At 45.7% G+C, this 11,550-nt stretch carries 13 protein-coding genes and 2 tRNA genes; 11 read left to right on the top strand and 4 right to left on the bottom strand.

Translation table 11 applies throughout. The annotated features are described in order from the left end of the window. Nucleotides 1-179: 179 nt before the first annotated feature. Nucleotides 180-253, bottom strand: a tRNA-Arg gene (locus BLR32_RS26720). Nucleotides 254-729: 476 nt separating this feature from the next. Here BLR32_RS26720 and BLR32_RS26715 point away from each other — a divergent pair. Next, complete coding sequence (locus tag BLR32_RS26715; protein WP_089836411.1) at nt 730-1,269, top strand: hypothetical protein; 540 nt, start codon at nt 730-732, stop codon at nt 1,267-1,269. Nucleotides 1,270-1,515: 246 nt separating this feature from the next. On the opposite strand, the gene BLR32_RS26710 is transcribed toward BLR32_RS26715, so the two are convergent. Further along, nucleotides 1,516-1,589: transfer RNA gene (locus tag BLR32_RS26710), tRNA-Arg, on the bottom strand. 148 nt (nt 1,590-1,737) lie between these two features. On the opposite strand from BLR32_RS26710, the gene BLR32_RS26705 reads away from it, so the two are divergent. From BLR32_RS26705 to BLR32_RS26670, 8 genes are all read left to right on the top strand, one after another. Beyond that, nucleotides 1,738-2,211, top strand: coding sequence for a 23S rRNA (pseudouridine(1915)-N(3))-methyltransferase RlmH (locus tag BLR32_RS26705; RefSeq protein ID WP_089836409.1), 474 nt, complete (start codon nt 1,738-1,740; stop codon nt 2,209-2,211). A gap of 45 nt (nt 2,212-2,256) precedes the next feature. Then, nucleotides 2,257-2,880 (top strand): rhomboid family intramembrane serine protease, encoded by a 624-nt coding sequence (locus tag BLR32_RS26700; RefSeq protein WP_245705528.1) that lies wholly within the window; start codon nt 2,257-2,259, stop codon nt 2,878-2,880. A gap of 86 nt (nt 2,881-2,966) precedes the next feature. Continuing rightward, the gene (locus BLR32_RS26695; protein ID WP_089836407.1) at nt 2,967-3,842 is read left to right on the top strand and encodes an STAS domain-containing protein; all 876 of its coding nucleotides are present in this window, start codon (nt 2,967-2,969) and stop codon (nt 3,840-3,842) included. Further along, complete coding sequence (locus tag BLR32_RS26690; RefSeq protein ID WP_089836405.1) at nt 3,835-4,233, top strand: STAS domain-containing protein; 399 nt, start codon at nt 3,835-3,837, stop codon at nt 4,231-4,233. Before BLR32_RS26695 ends, BLR32_RS26690 begins: the two co-directional genes overlap by 8 nt. Beyond that, entirely contained in the window at nt 4,214-4,624 is a 411-nt protein-coding gene (locus BLR32_RS26685; RefSeq protein WP_089836403.1) for an anti-sigma regulatory factor, read from the top strand. The genes BLR32_RS26690 and BLR32_RS26685 overlap by 20 nt, the downstream gene beginning before the upstream one ends. Then, nucleotides 4,609-5,634, top strand: coding sequence for an ATP-binding SpoIIE family protein phosphatase (locus BLR32_RS26680; RefSeq protein WP_089836401.1), 1,026 nt, complete (start codon nt 4,609-4,611; stop codon nt 5,632-5,634). The genes BLR32_RS26685 and BLR32_RS26680 overlap by 16 nt, the downstream gene beginning before the upstream one ends. A gap of 208 nt (nt 5,635-5,842) precedes the next feature. After that, a complete protein-coding gene (locus tag BLR32_RS26675) occupies nt 5,843-7,459 on the top strand; it encodes a sensor histidine kinase (protein ID WP_089836399.1) in 1,617 nt (538 codons plus the stop codon). A gap of 41 nt (nt 7,460-7,500) precedes the next feature. Continuing rightward, the gene (locus tag BLR32_RS26670) at nt 7,501-7,953 is read left to right on the top strand and encodes a response regulator (protein WP_089836397.1); all 453 of its coding nucleotides are present in this window, start codon (nt 7,501-7,503) and stop codon (nt 7,951-7,953) included. Between the two features lie 11 nt (nt 7,954-7,964). Here the strand turns inward: BLR32_RS26670 and tilS are convergent, their stop codons facing one another. Further along, nucleotides 7,965-9,302 (bottom strand): tRNA lysidine(34) synthetase TilS, encoded by a 1,338-nt coding sequence (gene tilS / locus BLR32_RS26665; protein ID WP_089836395.1) that lies wholly within the window; start codon nt 9,300-9,302, stop codon nt 7,965-7,967. A 10-nt stretch (nt 9,303-9,312) separates the two neighbouring features. Beyond that, nucleotides 9,313-9,621: a tetratricopeptide repeat protein gene (locus BLR32_RS26660; protein WP_089836394.1), complete on the bottom strand. Its 309-nt coding sequence runs from the start codon at nt 9,619-9,621 to the stop codon at nt 9,313-9,315. A 51-nt stretch (nt 9,622-9,672) separates the two neighbouring features. Here BLR32_RS26660 and BLR32_RS26655 point away from each other — a divergent pair, with 51 nt between their 5' ends. Further along, nucleotides 9,673-10,413, top strand: a complete 741-nt coding sequence (locus BLR32_RS26655; RefSeq protein WP_089836392.1) for an electron transfer flavoprotein subunit beta/FixA family protein — start codon at nt 9,673-9,675, stop codon at nt 10,411-10,413. A 69-nt stretch (nt 10,414-10,482) separates the two neighbouring features. Further along, nucleotides 10,483-11,448, top strand: a complete 966-nt coding sequence (locus BLR32_RS26650; RefSeq protein WP_089836390.1) for an electron transfer flavoprotein subunit alpha/FixB family protein — start codon at nt 10,483-10,485, stop codon at nt 11,446-11,448. Nucleotides 11,449-11,550 lie beyond the last annotated feature (102 nt).

Genomic DNA, 11,550 nt, shown 5'->3' with positions numbered 1-11,550 from the left:
TAATGTTCCTGCATCGATAAACTAAGCCAGGCTTGCTCACATTGAAACCCGAAACGCATGCTTCCTATTACGTTGGGGCGTGTGTGTGAATTGGAAATAAAATACGGAAATGCAGGCCTGGCGATAGTTTCAACATAAAATAAAAAGGGGATAACTACGTATGTAATTATCCCCTTTTGTGACTCCGTCTGGATTCAAACCAGAAACCTTCTGATCCGTAGTCAGATGCTCTATTCAGTTGAGCTACGGAGCCATTCCCGTGATTGGGATTGCAAATGTAGAGAAAAAATTGAAATGACCAAAAAGATTTTCAATCTATTTTGAGTCCTATGGAATGCCTTAAAAGGATCTGCTTACATGAGAAACACGACACATAAAAAAGAAAATCTTCATACGACCAAATTCTAATTTCCCCTCCCCTCGCATCTCCATCCTGAACCGAATGGCTTTAACAATTCGGAATCCGCATATCAAAATGAAAGACCTCCCAGGCGTGGTTCCTCCTTTCTTCGGTACCGAAGTACTACCTATGACTTGCGATGAACTTACTAAAAGGGTATTAAGACGACATTTAAAGGACATAAAAAGGGTATCTATATATCATTACGATATTGAAGTAATATCAAGGTAACCTTTTAATACTATTTTAGTGACCATTTAATAAATAATAGGTATATTCGAGGTATACGAACAGTACACTTGTAACTATTAACCTCAAAAAACCTTTTCATGGCCATTGTTACAGACAATGTTCTCCTGAAACTTGTACGGGGCACCCTCGGCAAACAATTCACGATCTACGAACGGAATGGGCAGATTATTATGGCGACGAAACGCGGCCCTTCAAAGAAAAAGCCTACACAAAAGCAGTTAGAAGCAAGGCTTAAGATGAGCATAGCTTCGGCACGTGCGCAGCGGGCGTTGGCCGATCCGGAGGTGAAAGCCTACTATGCATCGCTGGCAGGGCCAGGACAAAATGCCTATAATGTAGCAGTGAAGGATGCTTACCGCAGTCCTGAGGTCCAAAGTATCAGATTAGAAAATGAGGAGGTTGTAGTGACTGCCAAAAATGAGTTCCGTGTAGCAGAAGTGGAGGTAACGGTAGTAGACGCTGCCGGTGTTGTTAAAGAGAGCGGGCTGGCAGTTTTAGGCTGGAACGGAGTAGATTGGCATTATAAAGCCACTGCGCTGCCTGCAGGCGGTAAAGTCAGAGTGTCGGTGGTAAGTCTGCCCGAGAAGCAAACGGTGAAGGAATTGCTGCTTACGTAAAAAACGTCTTCACGTTTGCCAAGGGTCTCTTTCTCGTTGGGTTTTGTTTGCACAGCTGAAATATTCTCCTTTGCGCGAAAGCGCGAATTATCCTGCTATGAGTTATTTCCTCGTTAAAGTGGGTAGGCGTAGCTTTGCTCCCCAGGTTTTCAACTTGATCCCGAATGCGCTTGATCCAGGATCTGGATGCTTTATTCAATGTAACCAGTGCAAAAAAAAGCCCCACATGAAGTGAAGCTTTTTTTGTGACCTCGTCTGGATTCAAACCAGAAACCTTCTGATCCGTAGTCAGATGCTCTATTCAGTTGAGCTACGAAGCCATTCCCGTGATTGGGATTGCAAAGGTATGAATATTTCCGTAATCGCCAAATATTTTAAATATTTTTTTTGTTTGATTCATAAGCAGCGGGTTACGTACATTTACCAGCCGCTTAGTGGACGGGACATTTATCAAAAATAAGCCTAAAGGTGAAAATACAACTCTGGAGTATCGGAAAGGAAAACGACCCTTACATAAAGGATGGCATCGCTGTTTTTCAAAAGCGTTTGCAGCATTATGTAGATTTTGAGCTGAAACTGATACCCACGGTAAAACAGGCGGCCAGTCTCTCCATTCCTGAATTAAAGAAACAGGAAGGTAAAATGATCCTGGATATGCTCCAGCCGCAGGATTATCTTGTTGCCCTTGATGAATATGGTAAACTGCAGACGACACTGCAACTGGCTGATTTTCTTCAACAAAGGGCGAATGCTGCTACAAGACAGGTCATTTTCCTGATCGGAGGCGCCTTCGGACTCGATGCCAGCGTACTCGAAAGAGCACAGTTCAAATTATCGCTCTCTCCCCTCACCTTCCCTCACCAGCTGGTCAGACTTATCATGACCGAACAACTTTACAGGGCTTATACCGTATTGAACAGGGAGAAATATCATCATCAGTAAAAAATCAGTATAATTACATTCTCATCAATTAAACTATTCGTTAGAATGGAACTGGACATGACAATCAGCATAGCGATCATCATTCTCACCTGCATCATTTCTATTACATCATTTAACAATGACCGGCGTATAGATGACCTGAGCATGTGGCCGTACATGGTAAAAGAAAAGAATCAGTACTACAGGTTCATCACATCCGGATTTGTACATGCGGATTTTATGCATCTTGGCTTCAATATGTTCACCCTCTTTTTCTTTGGTAGCTTCATTGAAAAGATGTTTCTCCTCGTATTCAACGGCAAGTTATATTATCTGCTGTTTTATGTACTGGCACTCATTCTTTCAGATATTCCCACTTATCTCAAGCATAGGAACAATAGTGGTTACAGGACTATTGGCGCATCAGGCGCTGTTTCAGCAGTAGTATTTGCGGCTATTCTTTTTCAGCCCTGGGCTAAGATCCTGGTGTTCTTTATTCCCATGCCTGCAATCCTTTACGGTATAGTATATCTCGGCTATACGATTTATCTCTCCCGCCGTGGCAGTCATGACGGTATTAATCATGATGCCCACCTATGGGGTGCAGTATTTGGCATCCTTTTCCCGTTAATATTTGAACCAAGGATTGGTTTAATTTTTCTTGATCAGCTGATGCACGGCTATAGATGAGATAACAGCTTCATCCTTTTCCGGTTTGCTTTTTGCCAGAGGTACAATGGACAATTTGTACCAATACAGCAAAACAAGCCACACGCATGAAGCTAGACACAGCTAAAATTTTACAGAAAAGGAAAAAGCAGATTCTCGAATTGTGGATGAAGAATCAATTAGTGGATTTTTCTCTACGGGAAGACCTTATGTCGAACGAAGAACTGTCAGTACAGTCAGAAGAACTTGTAAATGTTTTATTACAAACTTTAAGCAATGACAACCTGGAAGATGTACAATCTGCATCTTTCGAACCACTGTATGAAGTCCTGGAAACTATTTCCCGTTCCCGTGCTAAAATGGGCTATTCTCCCAGGGAGACCGGCACCTTTGTTTTTAGCCTGAAAGATGCCCTGCTCAACGTACTCCAGCAGGAGATCAAAAATGATCCTGTTCAGCTGCTTGACGAGAGCATGAAAGTGAGTAAACTGATCGACAGCCTTGGTATTGTTACTTTTGAAACTTTCATTAAAGGGAGAGAAGAAGTCATTCTGCGCCAGACTGATGAAATAGCGGAGATCTCCACTCCTGTTATCCGCGTATGGGATGGCATTGTAGCCATGCCTATCATTGGTACACTGGACAGCGCCCGTACACAGGTAGTAATGGAAAACCTGTTGCAGGAAATTGTTGCTACATCCAGCAGCATTGCAATCCTGGATATTTCAGGTGTGCCCGCTGTGGATTCTCTCGTTGCACAGCACCTCCTAAAAACTGTAAGCGCTACCCGGCTGATGGGTGCAGAGTGTATCATCAGCGGTATCCGTCCTGAAATAGCTCAGACTGTCGTTCACCTCGGTATAGACCTCTCTGGTATTGTTACGAAAGCAACCCTCGCCAGCGCGTTAAGGCATGCCTTTTCGCTGCTGCAGCTGGAGGTCAGAAGACCAATTGTAAAAACAAAAGCAGGCATTGATGGATAAAATACCGATTCTTAAAATTGGTCATTTTCTCATGGTGGCCATTCAGGTGGATTTGTATGACCGGCTTGCACTCGGCCTGGAATCAGACCTGGTGCAGGCGGTAAGTAAAACAGGCGCCAAAGGCGTGTTGATAGATATTTCATCTGTTTCCATAGTCGACTCTTTTATGGGCCGCATACTGGGGAATATAGCCGGCATGAGCAAGATACTGGATGCTGAAACAGTGATAGTTGGCATGCAGCCTGCTGTAGCTATAACGTTGGTAGAACTGGGTTTACCATTGAAGGGTGTGCAGACAGCGCTGAATGTCGAAAAAGGCATGGAACTCCTGCAGAAAAAAATACAGATCACCGAAGAAGAAGAAATTGAAGATGATAGTACTCTCCAGTGACAATATGCGTATAGCGAAGGAACTGGATATGGTGGTCTTCAGAAACAGGTTGAAAGAGTTTGCTGTCAAAATCGGCATGAGCCTTGTCAATCAGACAAAACTGATCACTGCCGCCAGTGAACTTTCCAGGAATATGCTCCGTTACGCCGGAGGTGGTGCAGTGCTCATTGAAATAGTAAACGGCCAGCGACAAAATGGGGTGCGCGTCACCTTTTCAGATACAGGTCCGGGTATACCCGATATAGACAAGGCCATGAAAGATGGCTTCTCTACCGGTAAAAGCCTTGGATTGGGACTACCGGGAGCCAGGCGTCTGGTGAACGATTTTGATATTAAAAGTACGGTGGGTAAAGGAACTACCATCACAATCACTAAATGGAAGAATGGGTAACCGGACGGCATATCAGTTTCAGTTTAGATGACAGAAGCTATCTGGCCATTCTGAAACGTGAGGTGCACCGTCTTTCAATACAATGCGGACTGACAGACAAGAGAGTGGCCGAGATCGATATCGTCGTTGCTGAAATAGGATCCAATATCATCAAACATGCAGGAGGCGGAGAAGTACTGGTGATGCTTACCGATACTCCCCAGCCAGCTATAGAGATCCTGGCCATAGATAGTGGTCCCGGTATTACAGATCTGGCCAGAATGATGCAGGATGGAATATCAACTGCCAAAACGCTCGGCCACGGACTGGGAGCCGTCAAACGTCTGTCAGACTTCCTTCAGATCTATTCTGTAAAGGGCTGGGGTACTATACTGGTATCAAGGTTCTTTATCAAACCGGCAGAACAATATCCCCCCAAACCCGGTGCTGAGATCAGGACCCTACTCATTGCAAAACCGGGAGAAAGGGTATGCGGTGATGACTATTATGTTCGCTCTGACAGGGCCGGCATAAGGGTTTTCCTGGGAGATGGACTGGGTCATGGCGTGGAAGCGAATAAAGCCGTTGCTGCTGCTGTCCATTCTTTTCGCTACTGTATGCTCTCCGACCTGGGCGAAGTACTACGCCAGATGCATGACGATGTAAAACGTACCCGCGGCCTTGTAGGCACTATAGCAGTTTATAGTAATAAAACCCAGACATGGAAGATCTGTGGAGTGGGAAATATACATGCACGTATGCTGACAGCTGCCACATCCAGGACCTATCTTCCGTACAATGGTATCATAGGACATAACATGCCCCGTACTATAAACGAACAGGAAACAGCTCATATGCAGGGAAAAGATCAGGTGCTCATTCTGTGCTCCGATGGGATAAGGACCCGCTGGGACATGATGAAGTATCCGGCCATTTTCAGGTATGATATGTCAGTACTGGCTGCCGCTATCTATAAGGATAATGCACGTAAGACTGATGATATGTCGATAGTAATTGTTAAAGTGAAGTAGCGATAAACACAGATCACGCTGGAAACTGGTATGGATCCGGTATTGGTGCATAAAGGCATCATGACTGATGATATGTCGATAGTAATTGTTAAAGTGAAATAGCGATAAACACAGATCACGCTGGAAACTGGTATGGATCCGGTATTGGTGCATAAAGGCATCATGACTGATGATAGTCGATAGTAATTGTTAAAGTAAAATAGCCGCAATGCAGGAAATAACCCGGATCACGCTGGAAACTGATATGGACCTGGTACTGGTGCATAAACGCATCATGAAACTCGGAGAGCTGGCCGGACTATCCCTTGCATCACAGACCACCTTTGCAACTGCCGTGTCTGAGGTGTCAAGACATGTCATAGAGTATGGATACAATGCCGTTCTTATACTGGCTATCAGAAGTGATATAAAGGAACCGGAACAGTATCTCGTTGCACAGGTGCTGGACGGGAATCCGAATCTTACAGAGAAGATCAACGAGAACCTGGTGTATGCCAGGAGACTCGTTGATCGGTTCTCTCTCGAACGTGAAGACAAAGGGATTGAGATCATGCTGGAATACAGGATCCCTGGGATACAGAAGATCAATAACGGCAGGATCCGGCAATGGATATCCGCTTTCAGCGTGGAATTGCCTTTATCTCCGTACGACGAGATAAAACGTAAGAACAAACAGCTGCTGGAACTGGCCGAAAAGCTAAAGGAAAGTGAAACACAGTACAGGGAAGTAACCAATGCCCTTCCGTTGATGATATTCAGCCTGAACGACGAGGGTCAGGTTCTTTACGCTAACAGCTGGATGAAATCGTTTACGGGTTATGATATCAGTGAACTGAACGAAAGTAAATGGCGCCTGGTGGTCCGCGAGGAGATCTTTGCCCGCGCATGGGAACACTGGTACATGCACCGGACGGCAAACAAACCACTGAGGAGGGAAATAGAACTGAAGAATTATGCAACGCAGGAATATATCTGGCACCTGCTTTCCCTGGCGCCGATGATCAATGAGAACGGAGAAACATTGTACTGGATAGGCTCCCTGGTAGACATTCATGCACAAAAGGTCATGGAACAGACATTGAGGGACAATAAAGAACTGCAGGAAACAAAGTTGCTGCTGGAAGAAAAGATCAGAGAACTGAACCGCAGCAACCAGGAACTGGAACAGTTTGCCTATGCGGCATCACACGACTTACAGGAGCCACTGCGAAAGATCGTTTACTACAGCGACTACCTGAGCAGGTATTATACAGAACTGATAGACGACAGGGGAAAGCTTTTTCTGGGCAATATGATAGGCGCCAGTCAGCGAATGACGCGGCTGATCCATGATCTGCTGAACTTTTCGAGGATATACAGGGAGAGCCTGCACCTGGTGAAAACAGATATGAATGTACTTGCTGCTGAAGCCATGAAGGATCTGGATGTAGCCATCAAAGCAAAATGTGCACGCATAGATGTGGCGCCTCTGCCTGTGTTATCGGTATATCCGATGCAGATGCGCCAGTTGTTTCACAATATCCTGTCCAATGCGCTCAAGTTCTCCGACGAACAGCGTCTACCTGAAGTGAAAGTGTATGCAGCAATGAGAGAAACACAGATACAATTGATTTTTGAAGATAACGGGGTGGGATTTGAAGAAAAATACCTGGATAAAATGTTCAGCTTATTCCAACGGTTACACTCCCGCGAAAAATATGCAGGCACCGGTATAGGACTGGCTATGTGCAAGAAGATCGCAGATCTGCACAACGGGTCCATTACCGCCAGCAGTACACCGGGAAGAGGTGCAAAGTTCATTCTGACCTTACCACTGGTGGCATAGCGGGACATTAGTTTTTTATCTAAAGAAAGAATTTATTAGTTATGGAGAGTATTGTGAAGATATTACTGGCAGATGATGACATGGAGGATCGTTTCATCATGCAGGATGCCTTTAATGCGATTAATCTGCCGGAGGTGCCCCTCCTGGTAGAAGATGGAGAGAAGGCACTGGAATACCTTGCTAATACACATGCAAGCGCAGGCGTTATGCCTTCTCTTGTGGTACTTGATCTCAATATGCCACGTCTCAGTGGTACACAAACCTTGCGGGAACTGAAAAGCCAGCTCGCCTATAAAGACATTCCTGTAATTATTTTCTCTTCTTCACTAAATGTGATAGAAATGCACGAGTGCAAACAACTGGGAGCATTGTCTTACATGGTAAAACCATTTACGTATGAGGAGTATCTTTCTTCAGCGCAACATTTTTATGATTTCTGTCTGAAGAAACATTCCTTTCCCGAGTTCAATAGCCTCATCAATAATTTCAAATAAAAGGGAAGCCTTTACAGGGCTTCCCATTCTATCGTCAGGAGTTCTTTTGTCTGATCAGTGATCTTAAACCTGTCATCTATCCGCAATCCTACTACCCATACTACCCGCTTTGCCGATTCGAGTACCCAGGTATTCTCTTTCTGCGGCAGCGACAATTTCTGATCGATAAAAAAGCGGCTTAACTTCTTTTTCTTTCGCATACCTAAAGGATAGAAATAGTCTCCCTGTTTCCATTTTCTAAGTATTAAAGGATACTGCAACGAATGCCTGTCCAGGCAGGCGATATTGGAAGCCGCAGGAATAATGGTTGTCTCTTTCCTTTCGTTTGTTTTCAGTCTGAGTACACCACTTGCTGTGGCTACAGCAGTACGATCTTTTTCAATCACAATAACCGGCGCTTCTTCTTCCGCCAGCCGTGTAACAAGTAACCATTGCCTGTCGCGTATAATACGGTGCGAGCCTGTCTCTACCAGTTTCCCGGAGCTGCTGTTCAGCAATTCCAGTACCTGTGGCAATTGTGCGGGTGTACAGCCATATTGCCTGAATATTTCCCAGGCAACAGTTTCCATAGGAATTGTTTTCTGCAGTTTCAGCACTGGTATCATGTACATGTTCCCCTTCTCCTCCACCAGCCTTTTGATATGTTTCTCAACCGCCTGTGCGTATAGTATTTCCGCTTCGCGGAAACGCGCTATGCTGCCTGCGATATTGCCAACCACACCAGGATAGGCTTCCTGTATGACGGGAATCACCTTATGTCTGAAAAAATTACGTGTATATTTGGTCGTAATATTGGAGCTGTCTTCCACGAAGTCAATATTATGTTCGTCAGCATAAGCCTGCAGTTCTGCTTTCCGGGCAAACAACAGGGGGCGCACCAGGTATGCCTGTTTTGGTAGAATGCCGTGAAGACCAGCAATACCGGTACCTTTGCAGAGGTTCATCAGTACTGTTTCTGCGCTATCCTGCATATGATGAGCCGTTACGATAAAATCACAGCCGGCCTTCACCATAGTCTGTTCCAGCCATTCATAACGCAGCTGACGGGCTGCTACCTGGATGGATACACGATGTGCCGAACTATAGCCCAGGGTATCGAAGCGTTTCCTGTAAAAGGATGCCTGCAGACTGTCTGCCAGGTTTTCCACGAAAACCTCGTCCCGGATGGATTCGTCTCCTCTCAGCTGAAAGTTACAATGAGCGATGGAGATATTAAATCCCGCGGCCCTGAAAAGATGGGCCATGACTACGGAGTCCACTCCCCCGCTGACGGCCAGCAGCATTGAGTGATCACGTGTGAACAGCTGCTCCTTTTCTATATAAGCAATAAACCCTTCGAGTAAATTCATGTAGTGGTTGTTAAATGAGATCATCCAATGCAGCCTGTAGTTCGTTATACGCGTGCCTGTCATTGGCTTCTTTGGCCATCTGCATGCCTTTCTCAAATACGGCAATGGCTTCCTGCGGAAGGCCGGCCCGTTCCAGCAGGCGCCCCAGGTGATAATAGGAGCCTACATAACCTGGTTCATATGCCAGCAGCTCTTCAAACAGTGACCTGGCGGCGCTATCATCGCCGATTTTGATATATTCAAGGGCCAGCGCATGCTTAAGAAAGCTGTCATTCGGGCTGTCTTTAAGAAATTCCTTTATCCTGGCTATTCTATCCATTATTTAAATATATTTGCTCATACCGCTTTTAAAAACAAAACAGTTTAGGCCATGAAGATTTTAGTTTGTATCAGTAAAACTCCGGACACGACTGCAAAAATAGCTTTCACAGACAACAACACGAAATTCAATGAAGCGGGTGTACAGTTCATCATCAACCCCTACGATGAATGGTATGCCCTTGTCCGCGCTTTGGAATTGAAAGAAACCCTGGGAGCCACCGTACACCTCATCACCGTTGGCGGCCCCGATACGGAGCCAATCATCCGCAAAGCGCTGGCATTGGGCGGAGATGAGGCATACCGTGTTAACACAGACAGCCAGGATAGTTTCTATATCGCCACACAGATCGCGGAACATGCCCGCAAACAGGCCTATGACCTGATCTTTACAGGAAAGGAAACCATCGATTATAACGGCGCAGCCATTGGAGGTATGGTAGCTGAACTGCTGGATCTTCCCTATGTGTCTATCGCAGCAAAATTTGAGCTAAACGGCACTGAAGCAACGATCAACCGTGAAATAGAAGGCGGAGAAGAGGTTGTAAAAGTAACACTGCCTGTTGTTGTATCCTGCCAGAAAGGAATGGCAGAACAACGTATCCCCGGTATGCGTGGTATCATGGCAGCCCGCACCAAGCCGCTGGCAGTAGTAGAACCTGTTGCAGCAGATGCACTGACCACCGTCAGCAGTTTTGAATTACCACCGGCAAAAGCAGGTGTGAAACTCATCAGCCCCGATAATGTGGATGAACTGGTGAAATTACTGCATGACGAAGCAAAAGTGATCTGATCGCTGAACTGCATGCAACAACCTCTCTTTTAAGCTCCATTTTTAAGTATTTAAATTCTACGTCAACACATGTCAGTTTTAATATTCGCAGATCAGGCGCACGGCAAGATAAAAAAAGTAGCTTTCGAAGCAGTACAATATGGTGCAAAAGTAGCACAGCAACTGGGCACTACAGCCACCGCACTGGTGCTGGGTACAGCAGCTAACGAAGAGCTGGAGGCATTGGGCAATTATGGCGCAGCCAAAGTACTGCATGTTGCAGATGCCCGCCTGAATGAAGTGGAAGGAACAGTATTTACTAAGATCATTGCTGAAGCGGTAACATCAGAAGGTGCGCAGGTAGTGATATTCGGACATAACTTTGACGGCAAGGCAATAGCGCCCCGTGTAGCTGCCCGCCTGAAGGCCGGCTTTGTATCCGGAGCTGTATCACTTCCAGACACCAGCAATGGTTTTGTGGTAAAGAAAAGCGTATTTTCCGGCAAGGCATTTGCCAACGTTAATATTAACTCCGCAGCGAAGGTGATCGCCATTATGCCTAATACCTTCGCACTGGAACCAACAGATGCAAAAGCGGCTGTAACAGCCTTCTCTCCTGCCATCAGCGATGCTGATTTTAAAGTGAAGGTCAGCAGCGTGGAAACAGTAAGTGGAGAGGTACCGCTCACAGAAGCGGATATTGTGGTAAGCGGCGGCCGGGGCCTTAAAGGACCGGAAAACTGGGGGCTGGTGGAAGATCTGGCAAAATCACTGGGAGCAGCCACCGCATGCTCCAGACCTGTGGCAGACACCGGCTGGCGCCCGCATCATGAGCACGTAGGACAAACAGGATTGACCGTACGTCCCAATTTATATATCGCAATCGGTATTTCCGGCGCTATCCAGCATCTGGCCGGGGTGAACGGAAGTAAAGTGATCGTGGTCATCAATAAAGACCCCGAAGCGCCTTTCTTTAAAGCAGCTGATTATGGTATCGTAGGGGATGCCTTCGAGGTAGTTCCGAAATTGACTGCTGCCATAAAACAATTGAAGTAAGTAAGCCGCCAACTGGCGCTTACTTATTATCTGTTTTTTAGATAAGGAATATTTTTTCTAACTTCACGTTCTTATAAAATATTCAGCGACAACGCAGGACAG

It is taken from the genome of Chitinophaga filiformis, assembly GCF_900102545.1.
GTDB lineage: Bacteria > Bacteroidota > Bacteroidia > Chitinophagales > Chitinophagaceae > Chitinophaga > Chitinophaga filiformis.
The sequence above is the reverse complement of the archived record's forward strand: the minus strand, read 5'-3'. Positions and strand labels throughout refer to the sequence as shown.